The organism is Caballeronia sp. J97, assembly GCF_905220305.1.
Classification (GTDB): Bacteria; Pseudomonadota; Gammaproteobacteria; order Burkholderiales; family Burkholderiaceae; genus Caballeronia.
The window spans coordinates 37,394-57,015 of the sequence record NZ_CAJMZL010000032.1 but is presented as its reverse complement, the minus strand read 5'-3'; the positions used below and the strand labels follow the sequence as shown (position 1 = coordinate 57,015).

At 68.7% G+C, this 19,622-nt stretch carries 11 protein-coding genes; 6 read left to right on the top strand and 5 right to left on the bottom strand.

The genetic code is table 11. From position 1 onward, the window contains the following. Window positions 1-10 precede the first annotated feature (10 nt). The 6 genes from tssE to U4Y90_RS29670 all read left to right on the top strand — a co-directional run bounded on the left by tssE (window position 11) and on the right by U4Y90_RS29670 (window position 8,378). Entirely contained in the window at window positions 11-517 is a 507-nt protein-coding gene (gene tssE / locus U4Y90_RS29695) for a type VI secretion system baseplate subunit TssE (protein WP_321799994.1), read from the top strand. Between the two features lie 17 nt (window positions 518-534). Next, complete coding sequence (gene tssF / locus U4Y90_RS29690; RefSeq protein ID WP_321799993.1) at window positions 535-2,421, top strand: type VI secretion system baseplate subunit TssF; 1,887 nt, start codon at window positions 535-537, stop codon at window positions 2,419-2,421. Further along, a complete protein-coding gene (tssG, locus tag U4Y90_RS29685; RefSeq protein WP_321799992.1) occupies window positions 2,397-3,500 on the top strand; it encodes a type VI secretion system baseplate subunit TssG in 1,104 nt (367 codons plus the stop codon). The genes tssF and tssG overlap by 25 nt, the downstream gene beginning before the upstream one ends. Window positions 3,501-3,586: 86 nt before the next feature. After that, window positions 3,587-6,211: a type VI secretion system ATPase TssH gene (tssH, locus tag U4Y90_RS29680; RefSeq protein ID WP_321799991.1), complete on the top strand. Its 2,625-nt coding sequence runs from the start codon at window positions 3,587-3,589 to the stop codon at window positions 6,209-6,211. Between the two features lie 3 nt (window positions 6,212-6,214). Further along, entirely contained in the window at window positions 6,215-7,579 is a 1,365-nt protein-coding gene (gene tagH, locus U4Y90_RS29675) for a type VI secretion system-associated FHA domain protein TagH (protein WP_321799990.1), read from the top strand. A 13-nt stretch (window positions 7,580-7,592) separates the two neighbouring features. Continuing rightward, window positions 7,593-8,378 carry a PP2C family protein-serine/threonine phosphatase gene (locus tag U4Y90_RS29670; protein ID WP_321799988.1) on the top strand — a complete coding sequence of 262 codons (786 nt, stop codon included), beginning with the start codon at window positions 7,593-7,595 and terminating at the stop codon, window positions 8,376-8,378. Between the two features lie 27 nt (window positions 8,379-8,405). Here the strand turns inward: U4Y90_RS29670 and tssC are convergent, their stop codons facing one another. The 5 genes from tssC to U4Y90_RS29645 all read right to left on the bottom strand — a co-directional run bounded on the left by tssC (window position 8,406) and on the right by U4Y90_RS29645 (window position 19,617). Further along, complete coding sequence (gene tssC, locus U4Y90_RS29665; RefSeq protein ID WP_321799986.1) at window positions 8,406-9,917, bottom strand: type VI secretion system contractile sheath large subunit; 1,512 nt, start codon at window positions 9,915-9,917, stop codon at window positions 8,406-8,408. A 20-nt stretch (window positions 9,918-9,937) separates the two neighbouring features. Continuing rightward, the gene (gene tssB, locus U4Y90_RS29660; protein WP_321799985.1) at window positions 9,938-10,465 is read right to left on the bottom strand and encodes a type VI secretion system contractile sheath small subunit; all 528 of its coding nucleotides are present in this window, start codon (window positions 10,463-10,465) and stop codon (window positions 9,938-9,940) included. A 109-nt stretch (window positions 10,466-10,574) separates the two neighbouring features. After that, the gene (gene tssA / locus U4Y90_RS29655) at window positions 10,575-11,600 is read right to left on the bottom strand and encodes a type VI secretion system protein TssA (RefSeq protein WP_321799984.1); all 1,026 of its coding nucleotides are present in this window, start codon (window positions 11,598-11,600) and stop codon (window positions 10,575-10,577) included. A gap of 11 nt (window positions 11,601-11,611) precedes the next feature. Further along, on the bottom strand, window positions 11,612-17,833 hold the full coding sequence (locus tag U4Y90_RS29650; RefSeq protein ID WP_321799982.1) for a filamentous hemagglutinin N-terminal domain-containing protein: 6,222 nt from the start codon (window positions 17,831-17,833) through the stop codon (window positions 11,612-11,614). A gap of 32 nt (window positions 17,834-17,865) precedes the next feature. Next, window positions 17,866-19,617 carry a ShlB/FhaC/HecB family hemolysin secretion/activation protein gene (locus tag U4Y90_RS29645; RefSeq protein ID WP_321799981.1) on the bottom strand — a complete coding sequence of 584 codons (1,752 nt, stop codon included), beginning with the start codon at window positions 19,615-19,617 and terminating at the stop codon, window positions 17,866-17,868. Between the last annotated feature and the right edge of the window lie 5 nt (window positions 19,618-19,622).

The following is a 19,622-nucleotide window of genomic DNA, read 5'->3' as shown; positions in this document are numbered from 1 at the left end:
CGACGAGCCGATGAACGAGCCCAGCGCCGCCGACCGCCTTCAGCCCACGCTGCTCGACCGCCTGATCGACGACGATCCCGCCGCGCGCACCGATCCCGCGGGCGAGCGCTTCATGACGCATCGGAGTTTGCGCGCGGCCGTGCTGCGCGATGTGTCATGGCTCTTCAACACGACCAATCTGGGCGCCGCGATTCCCGAGGACCACTTCGCGCACGCGTTCGCGTCGGTGCTCAATTACGGGCTGCCGTGCCTGTCGGGACGCTTTGCATCGACGATCGATACGGTACTGCTCGAACAGGCAATCCGCCAGGCGATCGAGCGCTTCGAGCCGCGCATCGATCCGTCGACGCTGGAAATCGAGCCCGTGCTCGACCGCTCCGTGCTCGACATGCACAACCAGATCGCGCTCGTGATTCGCGGCCTCCTGTGGGCACAGCCGGTGCCGCTCGAATTCGCGCTGCGCACGGAGATCGATCTGGAGGAAGGCGGCATCACGGTGATGGAACTGCCGCGCTGACGGCCACGACAACGCCCATGGACCCGCGCCTTCTGCGTCACTACAACACCGAGCTCGCGCATCTGCGGGAGATGGGCGCGGAATTCGCGCAGCAGTTCCCGAAGATCGCCGCGCGGCTCGGCATGAACGGCATCGATGTCGCCGATCCGTATGTCGAGCGGCTGCTCGAAGGCACGGCGTTTCTCGCCGCGCGCGTGCAGCTGAAAATCGAAGAGGAGTTTCCGCGCTTCACGCAGCAGCTCACGCACGTCGTGTTGCCGCAGGCCGCGTGTCCGACGCCGTCGATGCTGATCGCCCGCCTCGCCCCCGATCTCGCGAGCCCGAATCTCGCCGAAGGCTTCACGGTGCCGCGCGGCACCGCGCTGATCGGCCGGCAAGCGGCGAGCGCGCACACGACGCCGTGCGAATTCCGCACCGCCGCCGATCTCACGCTCTGGCCGATCGAGCTCGCCGACGCGCGCTATTACGCGCAGATGCAGGATCTGCCGCTGGCCGCGCTGCCCGCGACGCAGGCGCTCGCGCAACGCGTGAAGGGTGCGCTGCGCGTCCGGCTTACGACGCCCGAGGGTTTGTCGTTCGACGCATTGCGTCTCGACGCGCTCGATCTGCATTTCGCGGGCGCCGACGAAACCGCCTATCGGCTGTACGAACTCGTGATGGCGGGCACGCTCGCTGTCGTCGTCTCGACGCCGGAGCGCCCGAGCCGCGCGCTCGCCGCGTTGCCCGGCGACGCCGTCGCGCCCGTCGGCTTCGGCGATCGCGAAGCGCTCCTGCCCGTCACGCCGAACGCGTTTCAGGGTTACCGGCTGCTGCACGAGTATTTCGCCTTGCCGGAGCGCTTTCGCTTCGCGCGCGTGGCCGGGCTTGCCGATGCGCTGCCGTCGTTCGCGTCGCGCGAAATCGAGCTGACGTTTCTGCTCGCTTCGGGCGATGCGGCGCTCGAACGCATCGTCACGAAGGACAATGTGCTGCTCGACTGCGTGCCCGCGATCAACCTCTTTCCGAAGCGGGCCGACCGCGCGCTCGTGACGGAAGCCGGCGCGCGCTTTCATGTGGTGCCGGACCGCACGCATCCGCTCGACTTCGAAGTGCATTCCGTGACCGCCGTGTCGGGCTACGGCGCGAGCGACGACACCGAGCAGATTTTCCATCCGTTCTACGCGGATTTTCTGTCGGACCGTCCCGGTGACGCGGCGTATTTCACGACCGAGCGCGAACCGCGCATCGTGCCCGCCGGACGGCGCAAGAGCGGCGCGCGCACCGAGTACGTCGGCAGCGAGACGTATGTATCGATCGTCGATCCGAACGCGGCGCCGTATCGCGGCTCGCTGCGGCAGCTCACGTTCGCGACGCTCTGCACGAATCGCGATCTGCCGCTGATGATGCCGCCGAGCGTCGCGGGCAACGATTTCTCGCTCGATATCGCCGCGCCCGTGTGCGGCGTTCGCTGCGTGAGCGGCCCGTCGCGGCCCGCGCCCGCGAACCTCGACGCAGCGCGGAGCTGGCGGCTGATCGATCAGCTTTCGCTGCACTATCTGTCGATGTGCAACGGTCCGCGCGAGGCCGCCGCCGCGTTGCGCGCGCTCCTGATGCTGCACGTTCCGGACGCCGATCAGGCGGGCAAGGCGCAGGTCGCGGGCGTCGTGTCGGTGGATGCGCAGGGCGTGGTGCGCCGCCTGCCGATGCCCGGCCCGATCGCGTTCGGGCGCGGCCTCATGATCGACGTGCTGGTCGACGATCTGGCCTTTCAGGGCGGAAGCGCCTGGCTGTTCGGCAGCGTGCTCGACCGCTTCTTCGCGCGCTACGTGTCGATCAACGCGTTCGTGCAAACCGCGTTGCGCACGAGCGCGCGCGGCGAAATTCTGCGGCTGTCACCGCGATGCGGCACGAGAGCGATCTTCTGAGCGCGGCGGCGCCACAGCCGCTCCCCGACGCGCCGACGGAACCGCCGCGCGCGCTGCTCGATCTGTTCGACGCCGTCGCTGCCGAGCCGCATCGGCATGATTTTTATCGCGTGATGCGGCACGTCGAGGCGCTGACGTCGCATCTGCCGCGCCTCGGTTGCGGCGCGCGCCCCGTCGACGAGCCCGTGCGGCTCGCGCAGGACGTCTCGCTCGCTTTCGCGCCCGCGCCGCTCGCCGCGCTCGAACGCGACGCCGATCTCCGCGCGCCGCGGCTCGTGCAGCGCTTCTTCGGCTATTTCGGCCCGAACGGCCCGCTGCCGCTGCATCTGACGGATTTCGCCCGCGAGCGCGCGCTGCATCACGGCGATACGGCATTCGCGCGCCTGCTCGATGCGCTGCTGCATCGGTTCCTGCTGCTGTTCTATCGCGCGTGGGCGCAAGGGCGGCCGGTCACCGGGCTGGATCGTCCGGGAAACGATCGCTTCGCGTTTTACGCGGGCGCGCTGATCGGCATCGCGGACGAAGCGAGCCGGCAGCGCGACGCGGTGTCCGATCACGCGAAGCTGCATTTCGCCGGCCTTCTGAACATGCAGACGCGCCCCGCCGATGCGCTCGAAGCGATCGCGGGCGCGCTCTTGCGCGTGCCGGTGCGCGTCGAGCCGTATCGCGGGCACTGGATGACGCTGCAACGCGACGAACGCACGGCGCTGCGGCATCGCTCGATGCGCTGGCCGGGCGACGCCGCGGGCTTCGCGCCGCTCGGGCACGGCGCCGTGCTCGGCCGCGCCGTGTGGGACCGGCAGCATGCGTTCCGGCTCGCGATCGGGCCGCTGTCGCTTGCGCAATTCGAATCGCTGCTGCCGGGCGGCGACGCGCTGCCGACGCTCGTCGCCGTGGTTCGGCAGCATCTGAACGGCGAGTTCGCGTGGGACGCGCAACTCGTCCTGGCCGCCGACGACGTGCCGACCGCGCAGATCGGCCGCTACGGACGCCTCGGGCTTTCGGCGTGGCTCGGCCTCGCCGCGCGCCGCGCCGATTGCGCCGATCTCGCGCTCGACGCCGACGCGCATCTCGCGTGACGGGCGCATCGAAAGCACCTTGCAAAATGCCCGCCGTTGCGCCGTCTTATCGGATGGAGGCAGGTGCGTCGGCAAAGGAGATCGCGATGGCGGAAATCAGTCGTGTCGCGCTGTTCGGCAAGCTGGACAGGCTCGGCTACAAGACCGTCGAAAGCGCGACGGTCTACTGCAAGATGCGCGGCAATCCGTACGTCGAGCTCGCGCACTGGATCATGCAGATTCTGGAGACGCCGAACTCGGACTGGCAGCGCATCGTCGCGCATTACGGCGTCGACGCCGCCGCGCTCGCGCGCGAGCTGACCGCGTCGCTCGATCGCCTGCCGCGCGGCGCGACATCGATCTCCGACATCTCCGAGCACATCAGCGACGCCATCGAGCGCGGCTGGGTCTACGGCACGCTGCTGTTCGGCGCGACGAAGGTGCGCACCGGGCATCTGCTCGTCGGCATGCTGAAGACGCAGCGGCTGCGCCACGTGCTGACCGGCATATCGAAGCAGTTCGAGCGCATCAAGCCGGAAGATCTCTCCGACAACTTCGCGCGCATCGTCGCGGGCTCGGTCGAGGAAGCGGAGGCCGAGACGCCGCACAGCGCGATCGATGCCAAAGCCGCGCCCGCGATGGGCAGTCAGGACGCGCTGCGCCAATACGCGACCGATCTCACCGACAAGGCGCGCCGCGGCGAGCTCGATCCCGTCACCGGCCGCGACGATGAAATCCGCCAGCTCGTCGACATTCTGATGCGGCGTCGGCAAAACAATCCGCTGCTCACGGGCGAGGCGGGCGTCGGCAAGACAGCGGTCGTCGAAGGCTTCGCGCAGCGTCTCGTGCGCGGCGACGTGCCGCCGCCGTTGCGCGAAGTCGCGCTGCTGTCGCTCGATCTCGGGCTGTTGCAGGCGGGCGCGAGCATGAAAGGCGAGTTCGAGCAGCGGCTGCGACAGGTCGTCGACGAAGTGCAGGCGAGCCCGAAGCCGGTGATTCTGTTCATCGACGAAGTGCATACGCTCGTCGGCGCGGGCGGCGCGGCGGGCACCGGCGACGCGGCCAATCTGCTCAAACCCGCGCTCGCGCGCGGCGACTTGCGCACGATCGGCGCGACGACGTGGGCCGAGTACAAGCGGCATATCGAGAAAGACCCGGCGCTCACGCGGCGCTTTCAGGTCGTGCAGGTGGCCGAGCCTGCCGAGGACAAGGCCGTGCGCATGCTGCGCGGCGTCGCGGCGGTGCTCGAAGGACATCATCGCGTGCAGTTGCTCGACGAGGCGATCGACGCGGCCGTGCGGCTGTCGCATCGCTATATTCCGGCGCGCCAATTGCCGGACAAGGCCGTGTCGCTGCTCGACACCGCGTGCGCGCGCGTCGCCGTCAGCCAGCACGCGACACCCGCGCAGGTCGACGACTGCCGCCGCCGCATCGAAGCGCTCGAGGTCGAGGCGCAGATCGTCGCGCGGGAAGCGAATGCGGGCTTCGATGTCGGCACCCGCGCCGACGATGTCGCCGCGCGCCTCGCGCGCGAACGCGATGCGCTCGGCGGCCTCGAAGCGCGCTGGAACGAAGAGAAAGGCGTCGTCGACGAGTTGCTGGCGTTGCGTGCATTGCTGCGCGAAGCCGCCGATGCATCGTCGCGCGATGAACAGCTTGCGCGCCTCGCGGAACTCAAGGGGCGTCTTCTCGACATGCAAGGCGACGCGCCGCTGATCCTGCCGAGCGTCGATGCGGGCGTGATCGCGGGCGTCGTCGCGGACTGGACCGGCATTCCGGTCGGCCGGATGCTGAAGAACGAGCTCGACGCCGTGCTCCATCTCGCCGATGCGCTCGATCGCCGCGTGATCGGCCAGCGCCATGCGCTCGAGATGATCGCGAAGCGCATCCAGACATCGCGCGCGCGGCTCGACAATCCCGACAAGCCGATCGGCGTGTTTCTGCTCGCGGGCACATCGGGCGTCGGCAAGACGGAAACCGCGCTCGCGCTCGCCGAAACGCTCTACGGCGGCGAGCAGAACGTCATCACCATCAACATGAGCGAGTTTCAGGAAGCGCACACCGTCTCGACGCTCAAGGGCGCGCCGCCCGGCTACGTCGGTTACGGCGAGGGCGGCATCCTCACCGAAGCCGTGCGCCGCCGCCCGTACAGCGTCGTGCTGCTCGATGAAGTCGAGAAGGCGCATCCGGACGTGCACGAAATCTTCTTTCAGGTCTTCGACAAGGGCTGGATGGAAGACGGCGAAGGGCGCTACATCGACTTCAAGAACACGATCATCCTGCTGACCTCGAATGTCGGCTCGGAGATCATCATGTCGATGTGCCGCGATGCCGCGAACGCGCCCCCTCCGGAAGAACTCGCGCGCGCGTTGCGCCGGCCGCTGCTCGACGTATTCCCCGCCGCGCTGCTCGGGCGGCTGGTCACGGTGCCCTACTACCCGCTCTCCGACGCGATGATGGCCGATATCGTGCGCCTGCAGCTCGAGCGCATCCGGCGGCGCGTCGCGGACAACCACGGCATTCCCTTCGAGTACGACGACGACGCCGTGCGGCTCATCGTCTCGCGCTGCACGGAAAGCGAATCGGGCGGACGCGTGATCGACGCGCTGCTCACGAACACCGTCCTGCCGCGCATCTCGACGGAATATCTGACGCGCCTCACCGAAGGCGGCGCGCTCGCGCGCATCCGGCTTTCGGCGAGCGCGGGCGATTTCGTCTACGCGTTCGACTAAACCATGCTCACGCTCACGGTGACGCTTCACAACGGACAACCGCCGCGCGTGCCGCTCTCGGCGGCTTTCGATGCCGATGGCGGCACGATCGGCCGCGCCGTCACGAACCGGCTGGTGCTCGACGACGCCGAGCGCACCGTGTCGCGGCTGCACGTGCAGATCGTGTGGCGCGACGGGCACTATCTGCTGATCGATCGCGGCAGCAATCCGGCGCTCGTCAACGGCGGGCCGCTCGATCCGGGTCAGGAGGTGACGCTCGCGCACGGCGACGAAGTGCAGATCGGCGGCTATCAGTTGCGCGCCGATATCGACACGGAAGACGATACGGTGAGCGCGGACGCGCCATCCGACGACGATCCGTTCGCCGGCTTGTTCGACGCACCGCCGGCTGCGGCCGCCCCGTCGAAGACGCCCGATCGTTTCGACGACGACATGCTCGCCGCGCCGAAGCCTGCGCCCGGGCGCGCGGAAGACTTCGACTTCGGTTTCGACGATCCGGCGTCGAAACGCTCGATCGACGAGTTGTTCGATCTCGCGCCGGGCGCGTCGCCGCAAGGCGGTTCGCTGACCGATCCGCTCGTTGCCCCGCTCACACAGCCGAACACCGCCCACGACGCCGATCCGTTCGCGAGCCTCACCGGCGCGGCGCGGTCCGTCGAGCCGCCCGCGACGCGCCCCGACGCCGGATCGGAACTGCACAGCGCATTTACGCCGCCGAGGCCGCAAACGGCGCCATCGCCGGCTCCGTCGCCGGCAAGACCGGCCGATGACCGCGCGCTCGCCGATGCGTTCCTGCGCGGCCTGAACACGCACGGCGTGCGCATCGAGGCGCTCACGCCCGCGCTGATGCAGCTCATCGGCGAGTTGCTGCGCGAAGCGGCGCGCGGCACGCTCGAACTGCTCGCGGCGCGCGCCGCGCTCAAGCGCGAAATGCGCACCGGCTCGACGATGATCGAGGCATCGGACAACAATCCGCTCAAGTTCTCGCCGAACGTGGAAGCGGCGCTCATGCATCTGCTCAATCCGCAGATGCGCGGCTTCATGGCGCCCGCCGCCGCGTTCGACGACGCCTACGCCGATCTGCGCGCGCATCAGGTCGGCATGGTCGCCGGCATGCGCGCCGCGCTCGACGGCGTGTTCGAGCGCTTCGAGCCGCAGCGCATCGAGGCGCGCCTGTCCGGACGCTCGATGCTCGACGGTTTTCTGCCGGGCCTCTCCCGCCGCGCGCGCTGCTGGGATTTGTTCATCGAGATGTACGGGCAGCTTTCGAGCGAAGCGACCGAGGATTTCCATACGCTGTTCGGCCGCGCATTCGTCGCCGCCTACGAAGCGCAGATCGACGAACTAAAACACCACGGCCGCCAGTAACGAGAGACACGACATGCAACTGCAAACCGCGAGCGTGAGCGAAGTGGGCGGCCGGTCGCGCAACGAGGACGCGTACGGGCAATGGCGGCACGCCGCGCTGTTCGCGAGCGTCGTCGCCGATGGCGCGGGCGGTCACGGCGGCGGCGATGCCGCGTCGCGCATCGCCGTCGATACCGTGCTCGCGGAGTTGACGCGCGTGACGTCGGCGGGCGTCGCGCTGACCGGGCCGAACCTGCTGCGCGTACTCTTGCGCGCCAACGACGCCATCATCGATGCGCAGGAGCACGATCGCGATCTCGCGCAGATGCGCTCGACGGCGGTGCTGCTCGGCATCGACGAGACGGCGGGCATCGCGGCGTGGGCGCATTGCGGCGACACGCGGCTCTATTGTTTCCGGCGCGGCGCGACGATCGTGCAGACGCAGGATCACAGCCTCGTGCAGAGCATGATCGATGCGAACCTGCTCGACTCCCGCGACGCGCGCAATCATCCGCGCCGCAACGTGCTGTTCTCGGCGCTCGGCACGGCGGACGATCTGGCGATCGCGGCATCGGACGAGCCGTTTCTTATCGCGGACGGCGACGCCTTCCTGCTGTGCACCGATGGCTTCTGGGAATACCTCGACGAGTCCGTGATGATCGACGCGATCGGACGCGCGCGAACGCCCGGCGAATGGCTCGATGTGATGGTGTCGCATCTGCGCGAGGCCGCGCGGCCGAATCACGACAACTTCACCGCCAGCGCGATCTGGGTGGGCGATGCTTCGCAGACGACGGTGATGATGATGCCCGGCACGTGAGGTGTCCCGGGCATCGTCGATGAAAGATCAGGCCGCCTGCTTCGCCGACGGCAGCCGCGACACGAGCCGCAACGACACCGTCAGCCCTTCGAGCTGATAGTGCGGGCGCAGAAAGAATTGCGACGTGTAATAGCCCGGCGCGCCCGGCACTTCCTGCACTTTGACTTCGGCGGCGGCGAGCGGCTTTTGCGCCTTGGTGTGCTCGGACGAGTTGGCCGGATCGCCGTCCACGTACTGCGTGATCCATTTGTTCAGCCAGATCTCCATGTCGGAGCGTTCCTTGAACGTGCCGATCTTGTCACGCACGATGCACTTCAGATAATGCGCGAAGCGGTTGCACGCGAACAGATACGGCAGGCGCGCGGCGAGCGCGGCGTTGGCGGTGGCGTCGGGGTCTTCGTACTCGAACGGCTTTTGCAGCGACTGCGCGCCGATGAACGCCGCGAAATCCGAGTTCTTGCGATGAATCAGCGGCATGAAGCCATTCTTCGCAAGCTCCGCTTCGCGCCGGTCCGAGATGGCGATTTCCGTCGGGCATTTCATGTCGACGCCGCCGTCGTCGGTCGGAAAGCTGTGCACCGGCAGCCCCTCGACCGCGCCGCCCGATTCCACGCCGCGAATCCGCGAGCACCAGCTATACAGCTTGAACGAGCGATTGATGTTCACGGCCATCGCGTACGCGGAGTTGGCCCACGTGTACTTGGTGTGATCGGCGGAACCGGTGTCTTCCTCGAAGTCGAATTCATCGACGGGCTCGGTCTTCGCGCCGTACGGCACGCGCGCCAGGAAGCGCGGCATCGCGAGTCCGACATAGCGCGAATCTTCCGACGCGCGCAGCGAACGCCAGCTCGCGTATTCCGGCGTGCCGAAGATTTTCGTGAGATCGCGCGGATTGGCGAGTTCCTGCCACGAGTCCATCTGCAGGAGGCTCGGATCGGCGGCGGCGATGAACGGCGCGTGCGCCGCCGCGGATATCTTCGACATCTCGCCGAGCAGTTCGACATCGGGCGGCGTCTGGTTGAAGTAGTAGTCGCCGACGAACGCGCCGAACGGCTCGCCGCCCAGTTGCCCGTACTCGTGCTCGTAGATCTGCTTGAAGAGCGGGCTCTGGTCCCACGCGACGCCCTTGAATCGCTTCAGCGTCTTGCCGAGATCCTTCTTCGAGATGTTCATCACGCGGATCTTGAGCATCTCGTCGGTTTCGGTGTTGTTGATGAGATAGTGCAGCCCGCGCCACGAACCTTCGAGCTTCTGGAAGTCGGAATGATGCATGACCTCGTTGACCTGATCGGTGAGCTTCGCGTCGATCTCGGCGATCATCGCCTGAATGGAGCGGATCGCGTCGCCGGAAATGATCTTGGTCTGCGCGAGCGCCTGCTGCGCGAGCGTCTGCACGGCTGTTTGCACGGCGCTTCGGGCTTCGTCGCTTTTCGGGCGGAACTCGCGGTTCAGGAGCGATGCGAGCTCGTCGCCTTCGAGCATCGCGCCCTGCAATGCGGACTGCGAGTCGGGCGACGCGGATTGCGGAATGTCGGACATGGTCGTTTCCTTTTCGGCACTCATTCGGCGGCGCCAGCGGGCGCGGCGGCGTCGGCGGCGGGCGGCGTGACCGTGGCGAGCGTCTTGAGCAGCGCGGGGTCGTCGAGCACGCGCGCGATGAGTTCTTCCGCGCCGTTCTTGCCGTCCATGAAGATGACGAGATTCGCGAGCTGCGTGCGCGCCTCGAGCAGCTTCGAGAGCGCATCGACCTTGCGCGCGACGGCCGCGGGCGAGAAATCGTCCATCGTCTCGAACGTGATGTCGACGCTCAGATTGCCTTCGCCCGTCAGCTTGTTGGGCACCTGAAACGCGACGCGCGGATGCATCGCCTTCATGCGGCTGTCGAAGTTGTCGATGTCGATTTCCTGAAACTTGCGCTGATCGACGGGCGGCAGCGCCTCGGCCGGCTTGCCGGACAGATCGGCCATCACGCCCATCACGAACGGAAGCTGGATCTTCTTCTCGCTGCCGTAGGTTTCGACGTCGTATTCGATCTGCACGCGCGGTGCGCGATTGCGGCCGATGAATTTCTGACTGCTGGTTGCCATGAGGCCTCCTTCGCGTGAGCATGAGCCACGCTATGAAGACGATTCAGACGGGCGCGGATTTAAAGCGTGACGAACTCGAAAGATGATCGGCGCAACCGCATCGAAGCAATCACTCCGGCCGCGTGCCCGCGATCAGATGGATCTGCGCGAGGCTGTCGGGCGCGAGATCCTGCATCACCGCGAGAAAGTCCTTGCCCATCAGCCCGCGCGCGCGCCGGATCAGCAGCGGCGCGGGATTGGTCGGCTCCGTGCGCTCGAGAAACGCGCACACGGCATCGAGCGCGGCGAGCGCATCGTCGCGCGATGCGATTTCGCCCGGCCGCGTCGCCGCGCGAGACAGCGCCGGCGCTTGCGCCGGTTTCATGGCTTCGGCCGCTCCTTCTTCGCTCGCCGACGCTGGCGCGATGGCGCGAAACTGCGCTGCGACGTAGCGCGCCGTGGTCGTCAGCGCGCTCATCGACGGCGCGCGCTCGGCACCGAGCTTGTCCGACATGCAGGCCGCGAGCGCGTCGACGGCTTGCCGCAAGTCGATGCCATCGGCGAGCAGCCCGGGATCCTGCGCGACGGCATCGGCGAGCATGCCTTCGACGCGCGGCAACGTCGCCGCCGCCGCGCCTTCCTGCGCCGCGAACCGGCCTTGCGCGACGAGCATGTCGCGCACCGTCAGCCGCTCGCCGTGCACGCGGCACACTTCGCATTCGCGCAGGTCGTGCAGCAGCGTTTCGGCTTCCGCGAACGGCGTGTACGCATCGGCGAGCGGCGCGAGCGCGTTGATGCGCAGCGCGGCGTCGTTGTCGTCGTCGGGATCGAGCGGCGGAAAAAGCCCATCCCAATAGCGCTCGATGAGACCGTGCAAGAGCCGCACGCCCGCGAGAAATCCCGCGAGGCCGTACACATGCGCCGCCGCGCGCGTCCACGCGATCGCGACGCGCACATCCTTCGAGCGCGCGAGCAGCGCCTGTCCGCGCTCCAGCAACTCGTTCCACGGCGGCGGCTCGGCGGGCGCGTCGAACTGGCGCTGCGGGTTGCCGCGCGCGAGCGCTTCGAATTCGAGATATGCGTCGTCGTATTCCAGATCGATGCCCGCTGGTGGCATCGATTCGGCGGGCGCGAGAAGCGGTTCGACGTCGATCATCGCGGCTCCAGTCAGAATTCGCCGCAGCCGTGCTGCCCGTTCACGACGAGGCAGTTGTTCAGATTCGGCCGCGAGCGCACGCGCTTCCATTCCGCCGCGAGCGTGTCCGCCTCGCTTTCGGCCTGCTGCAGCGCGAGGACCGGCTCGTTCGTGCCGACGCAAATGTTGATCGCGCCCAGATTGCTCTCGTAGACGAACGTCTCTTCCTGCGCGGTGAAGAGCGGCTGCAGGCCGCTGCGATTGAACACGGCGCCCTGAAGCTGCAACGGCGTGACGGTCAGCGTGCCCGGCACGACGACGACGTTGTAGCCGACCGGCGACGAGAACGCGCCGTCGATCGAATACGCGCCCGCAAGCGACGTCGGTGTCGCGGACGAACCGGGCGGACGCCTGACGACGATGGCCGAGCCCGGCTGGTCGCCGCCGAGCAGCCCGCTGATATCGAAGCCGAACGGGCCGTTCGGCGAACCTTCGCCGCGCGTCTGACTGCCGATGGTGATGGTCGCCGTCGGCCGGTCCGCGTAGACGAAGTGATTGCCGTTCGCCGGCACGACGTCCCGCGAGAGCTGCCCGTTCCAGCTACAGATGCCGCCATAGAGGCAGCCGTAGAAGTTCGGCAGCGCCCCGCCCGGATCGATGCCGTTGCGGTTCTCGCCGTTGCGCGTCGATGCCCACACGCGCCACGCGTTGCCCGCCGCGAGCGTGCCACCGGACGTGTTGTCGAAGACGGCCTTCTGCATCACGAGGTCGATGCTGCCGCCCGCGCTCAGGTTCGCCGGCGCGGCCGGCGTGCCGAGCGCGATCGCGCCGTTTTCGGAAATCGCGGTCAGGTCGCCGGTCACGTTCGGCTGCGTCCCGCCGATGGTCGTGAGCGCGCCCGTCGCACCGTCGATGCCGCCGGCGCTCGCCGTGCCGATCGTGAAGCTGCCCGTCGTCGAAAACGTCACGTTGTGCGCGCCCGACAGCGCGAGCGTCTTGACATCGTTGCCCGCGTCGGCGAGATCGAAGTCGCCGCCGCCCGCGAGCAAAAGCGTCTGCGCCTGAATGCCGCCCGGATCGGTCACGTGTCCGGACGAAGCGAGCGCGAGTGTCTTGCCGGGCAGCGCGAGTCCTGAAGTCAGATCGATGCCCGCGCTGCCCGCGCCGGTGTTCTGGAGCGTGAGGCTCGTCGCGACGGCGGGCCGTTGTGCGCAGCTCGTGCCGCCCGTGCATGGACCGTCGACGGTGATGCGCCCGGTATGCGTCGACGAACCGAGCGCAAGCGTCTGAATGCCGGTCGAAAAGGTTCGATACGTGGCGGCATCGATGGACAGGCCGCGCGTCGCGGCTGTGCCGAACAGTGTGATCGGAACGGCGTTGGCTTGCGCGACGCCGAATGTCACCGGATCGACGGTCGCCGGCGACACCAACACCGAGCCGCCAGGCGTCGAAATCGATCCCGGCCCGCTGCGTCCGACGAGACTCGTGGCCGTTCCGTCGTTCGACGCGCGCAGCGTGATCGTGCCTTGCGGGCCGGTCGTGATCGAAAACGGTCCGGTGACACGCCCCGCATTGACCGGCAGCGGCACCGCGCCATACGCGATGCCCGCGTCGGCCGTGGTAGTCGAACCCGCGATCGATACCGCGCCGCCTGGCGCGCTTGCGTCGATCGAGCCGTTCAGCAGCGCCACGCCGAAAGCAGGCGAGGTCGGCACTGCGCCCGCGCCCACGTTCGCGCCGCGAATGTCGATGGCGCCGCCCGCGCTCGTGATCGTCGATCCATCGAGTATCGCGACGCCTGCCGAGCCCGGCCCGCTGCCCGCGCCGTACACGTCGATGCCGCCCGCGCCGCTCGCGAGCCGCGACGCGTTGCGCAGCACGACGCCATCGCCGGGATTGACTGTCGGGCTCAGGCTTCGCCCCATCAGTTCGATGCGCCCGCTGCCGCTCGCAATCGACGCGCCGTCCAGTTCGACGCCGAACGGTGCGATCGAGAGCGGTCCGGCTCCGTCCCCGTTGCCGGGAATCGGCGGCTGCGCGACGCCGTGGATCGTCACGACGCCGCCCGTGGCGGCGGGCCCACCGGCCGGCGCGCCGATGCGCGTGTCGATGTCGGCGAGGCGCAGCGTCACCGACGCGCCGTCGAAGCCCGTCGCGCCGCCGCCCTGCGTGCCGAGCGTCACGTTGCCGCCGTTGGTCCGGATCGCGATACGCGACCCGCCCGCACCGCCCACGATCACTTGCCTCACCGCGTCCGCGACGATATCCAGCGGCGCCGATCCCGATGCGATGCCGTAGCCGATCGACACCGTATCGGCGGCGCGCATCGTGAGCGTGGTCCCGCGCGTGGCGGCGCTTTGCATCGGCATGGCGGTCGTGATCGTGCCGGCGCCCGCGTTTCCGTTCGCGCGTGCCGTCAGCGTGAGATCGCCCGCCAGCGTCGACGCTCCGCCTTGTGTCGAGACCGGCGCGAGCGCGCTGCCGCGCGCGTCGAATACGTTGCCGGCGAGCGGCGCGACGACGAGCTGCCCGAGACCTGTCACGGATGTGTCGCCCGTGCCGGCGAACGAGACCTGCCCGAGCGCGTTCGCCGCGCTCGTCAGCGCGAAGCGGCCCGGTCCGGCGAGCAGCAACTGGTTTGTCTGGATGCCGGCCGCGCCTTCGCTGGACGCGCCGGCGGAATCGAGCGTCAGCCGGTTCATGCCCGACGCGCCCGACAACGCGATGCCCTGGCTGCCTGCGCCTGCGTTCGCAATCGACAGTTCGCCGCTGATGCCGGGCAGCACGCTCGCGCATCCCGCACGGGCGCACACGGTGCCGAGCGCGATGCGCCCAGTGTGGCTCGCCGAGCCGATGTACGTATTGGCGACGCCCGCAGCGAAGCGCCCGCCGAAAGCGGCATCGAGCGTATATCCCGGCCCCGACACGCCGGGAACGCCGATGTTGATCGGCGCGGCGTCGTCGGCGGCGATGGTGAACGACGCCCCCGGCGTCACCACGCCCGGCGCGAGCACGAGCGTGCCGGCGGGGACGCCCAGCGCCGAATCGCCGCCGACCTGAATCGACGACGTGGTCGGACTGATGTTCGATGCGCGCAAGCTGAGCGTGCGCGTCGCGGTCACGCTCGAATTCTCGATATCGAGCCCGTGCGCCGCCGACGTGCCGGACACCGAGCCGGCGAGCGTCACGTCCGACCCGTTGACGAGTGCATTGGCGATGCTGACGCCCGCCGCGCCCGTTCCGCCGGGCACGGGCGCGCCGTTGGTCACGCCGAGAATGGTCAGCGGCGGCGTGAACGTGGGGCCGACGTCCGCGTTGAAGAACACCGTCCGCGTGGTTCCGGCGGGACCGTCGTTGCCGATCGCCACGCCCGAATAGCCATTGCCGCTGCCTTCGATCCGGATGCCCGGCGTGCCGGAACTCAGCCTCAACGTGCCTTCCGCCGCCGACAGAATCGTCACGCCCGCGCCGAGCGGCCCTTGCAGCGCGGCGACGCCGCGTATCGTGATGGCTCCGGACGCGTCGATCGGCGTCTGGCTGATCGCGACGCCGTCGGCGCGCGCGCCCCCGCCCGAAGCGAGCGACGTGCCGTCGATGGTCACGCCGCCCTCGTCCGACGAGAAGCTGCCGAATCGCGTCTGCACGCCGCCCGCGCCGCCGCTGCCGCGAACGGTCACCGAGCCGGTGTTCGATTCGGCGTCCGTGTTCACCAGCGCAACGCCCACGCCCGCCGCCGACGTCCCGGTGATCGTCAGGTCGCCGAGCGAGGACAGGCTCATCGTGTCCATCGACACGCCGCCCGCCGTGCCGGTGCCGCTGATCGCGAGCGGCCCGGACGACACGTTCACGATGTTCGATTCCCCGCCTGCGGTCATGCTGACGCCCACGCCCGCCGACGCGGTGCCACTGACCGATACGCCGCTGAAGGCCGTGACATCGGTCGCGTTCAGGACCACGCCGCCGCTCGTGCCGCGGCCGGTGAGCGTGACCGCGCCGTTGGTCGATTCGAGCGCGGCGCCGGCGGCCGCGCCGATATCGACGCCCCGCCCCGCCGACGCCGTCCCGTCGATCAGGATGTTTCCCGCCGTCGAGACAGTCACTGCGCCGAGCGACACGCCGCCCGTCGCGCCGGTGCCCGTCAGCGTGACTGCTCCCGTGGTCGCCGCGATCTCGGAGCCGCTGCCGATCGCGACACCGACGCCGGCGCGGCCCGCGGTCGGGTTCGTCGCCGGTCCGTTGCCTTCGAGGGTGATTGCGCCGCTCTGGGCGACGGCATCCGGCACGACCGTCTGCAACGCGCCGCTTAGCGGCACAACCACCGTGCGCGGGCTCGAATCCAGCAGCGCCGCGCGAATTCCGATGACGGGCGGCGGGGGCGTAAAGGCCATTGCGCGCGAATCGATGATTGCGTTGCCGAGCACGACGGCCGGCGCGATGCCGTTCGCCTGCTGCGGCACGCCGATCGTAATGAATCCGCCGTTGCTGAAAATGTTCATCGGCAAAGCCGACGTGCCGACGAGGGAAATGATCGCGGTGCCGTCCGTCGATCCGGCCGTATTTGCGTTGAGCACGACATTGAGCGGACCTGTCGGCGCGTCCGCACTCGTGTTCGAGAACGCGACGATCTCCGCATTGGTGGTGGCGCCCGGGGCGCGCTGCGCGGTGATCGAACCTGCGGCGTTCAGCGTGAGCGTCGCCCCGTTGACGCCGGATGTCTTCGCGATCGGCCCTTCAATCGTGATATTGCCCGTCTGCGTGCCCGAGGTGCCCGTGCTGACGGTCACGTTGACGCCGCCGTTCAACTGGTTGTTGATCGCCTGCGACCAGATGCGCGTATCGGGGGCGGCCGCGGTGAAGTCGACGGTGGGATTTCCGTCGGCCCTGTCGTTGGTGATGATCACGTTGAACGGGTCCAGCAGCCACGTTCCGCCCGCGCCGTGGGGCGCGCTCGGGTCGATGTTGTCGCCCGGCACGTCGAGATGAAGCGCCGATGTCTCGATCAGCCCGCCATTGCCGCCGTTCGCGCCGCCTCGCGCCGTCACTTTCCCGTAGACGCGCGCTGACTGCGTGCCGAAGAACACGACGTTGCCGCCATCGCCGCTCACGAGCGCATCGGCTCGCGCCTGGGCGTCCGGTCCCATCCAGACGGCATCCGCATCGACGATGTCGCTCTCCTTGCCCGCCGCGCCGCCGCCCACGCGCACGCGTCCGCCGCCCTGCGCGCCGCTCGCGTCGATCCGCGCGCCGTCGTTCACCGCGACGTGATAGCCCGTCGCGTCGATCTGCCCGCCCTTGCCCGCATCGGGCGCCGTGGCGTCGAGCGTGCCGCCGATCTCGGTGACGCCCGTCGCGCCGCCATCGAGCACGATGCGCCCGTTGCGCGTCTCCACGCTGCGCGCGCGCACCGTGCCGGTCTGGTTGAGCACGCTCGCCGTGGCCGCATCGGCGGCGCGCACCGACATCACGATCTGGCCGCCGTCCGCTTCGAGCGTGCCCGCGTTGCTGATGAGCGCGTTCGCGACCTTGTCGTTGACCTTGAGCATCGTGAGGCCGTCGCCGGCGAAATCGAGCGTGATGTCGCTGCCCGCGCCGATCGCGATCTTGCCGAGCGTCGCGCTCACATAGCCGCTGTTGTCGACCTGCGCGCCCAGCAGCGCGACCGCGCCGCCCGGCGACGCCGCGATGTTCGCGCCCGATTCGATCGACACTTTCGCGCCCGGCGCCGCGCCCTGATTGAAGTGATACTTCCCGGCGAGGAATTCGGCGTTGGTGATCCCCAGCGTCGACGCGACGAGCGAACCCACGTTCACCGACGCGCCGCGCGCGAACAGCACGCCCGCCGGATTCACGAGAAACACCTGGCCGTTCGCGTTGAGCTGCCCGGCGATGCGGCTCGCCTCGCTGCCGACCACGCGATTGAGCAGCACCGCCTGCGCCGAAGGCTGCGAAATATCGACGCGCTCGCCGTTCAGAATCGAGAAGCCGTTCCAGTTGACGATGCCCTTTTGCGAGCCCTGGTTGATCGTCATCGAATTCGTGTTCGGGCGGCTGATCGTGACGCTGCCGCTCTGAACCTGTTCGCCGACCGGCAGCGCGAACGCGCCCGGCGCGGCGACAACGACGAAGAGCGGCAAGAGCGCGCTCGCCTTGAAATCGGCGCCCGCCTGACGCGCGGCGCGTCTGACGAAGCGGCGGATCGCGCGATCCCATTCCCGGCGATGCTTGCGGGTCCGAAGGCAGGTGATGTCGCTCATGGCGAGCTCCTTTGAGTGCAGATCCGCTTGCGCTAGAACGATTTGGATACCTGAACGTAGACGCGCGGCACCTTGTCGTCGCCGGTCGTGTCGGGGCGGGTCGTGCGCCACGCGACGCTCGCATCGACGGTGATGCCGTACGGTCCCGTCCAGAACGCGCCGATGCCCGCGCCGCTGCGCGTGACGGTGTTCGCGCCTTGCCCCGGAATCGAGCGCGCGTTGTAGCGTCCGACGCCGATATCGAAGAACGCCGACAGCGTGAGCGACGGAATCACCGCGTAACGGAGCTGGGCGGTCGCGATCAGCCCTTCGTCGACGACCGATTCGGACGGCGAATACGCACGCACCGCGCGCGGACCGCCGAGCGTGATGCGCGACGAGCTGTCGAGGTTCTCGTTCGCCCATTGCCCCGACACGCCCACGAAAAAGCTGGTGTTGCGCGTGATCGCGTTCAGGCGGTTCGCCTGCATCGTCAGGCGCACGCTGTTGCCTTGCGTGTGGCGCCCGAACGGCCCCTGATCGATCGCTTCGGCGAGCGCCGAGTCGATATTCAGATGCGCGAACGCCAGTTGCACGTCGGCGCTGTTGAAGCCGCCGCCGAGAAAGCTGTCGCGGCTCTCGTACGACAGCCCGACGCTCGCCACATACAGCTTCTGCGGATTGTCGAAGCTCACGGCGTCGATCTTGTCGGTGAGCGAGCGATACTCCAGCGCGCCGCGCAGCAGCAGATTCTGGCTGCGCGAGCGGATCAGCGGATGCGACACCGAAGCGGTGACGACGTCCGCCTCGCCGTGCGCGTCGAGCGACGAAAACTGCTCGCCGAGGTAGTAATACAGATGCGAATACGCGATGCCGACGCGCGTGCCGCTCGCGTCCACCGGCGCGTCGTAGCCGATGCGCCCGTACACCGTGTCGGCGCGCTCGGCGGCGAGCAGGTTCACGTCGAGGTTGTCGCCGATGCCGAACGGCGACGCGAGCCGTCCCACCGCGCCGAGACGCCAGCGTCCGGCGGGCGCGGAGCCGTAGTCGTCGGCGGAGACGGCGAAGTTCCAGCGGCGCACCGGCTCGACGGTCACGCTCAGGTCGACGGTGCCGGGCGTGCTGCCCGTTTCCAGCGCCGAGCTCACGCGGATGCCCGGCAGATCCGACAGCAGCAGCATCGTGCGTTCGAGCTCGCTCTGCCTGAGCGGCTTGCCGGGCTCGATCGCGGCGAGCCGCGCGCGCACCATCGATTCCTTGATGGGCGCGCCGGGCGCCATCGTCAGGCGCACGTGCCCGATCTTGCCTTCGAGCACGGTGAACGTGACATCGCCGTTGGTGACGTCCTGCGGCGGAATCACGACCTGCGCGAGCGGATAGCCGCGCTCGCGATACATCTGCGCGATGCGCGCGCTCATCGCGTTCAGATCGTTGATCGACACTTCCTGGCCGATCTTGTCGGAGACGAGCGGCAGCAGCATGTCGGCCGGCAGCGTTTCGTTGCCCGCGAAGCGGATGCTTCGCAAAACGAACTTCTTGCCTTCGGGCACCTCCGCCGGCGGGGCCGGCGGCGCGGGCAGCGCGTTCGCACCGCCGGGCGGCGGCGCGGCGGTCGACGGACGCGGCTGCTCGTTGAGCAGCGTTCCGGCGCTCGGCACCTGCGCCGTGCCCGGCATCGGCACTTGCTGCGCCCACGCGTTGAGCGCGCCCGCGCACGCGATGCTCACGCCCGCCGCGCCCGCCAGCCGGCGCGGCCGCACTTTCCAGCGTGAGGAAAAGGATCGGGCTTCGATGGCTTCGTTCACAGCGG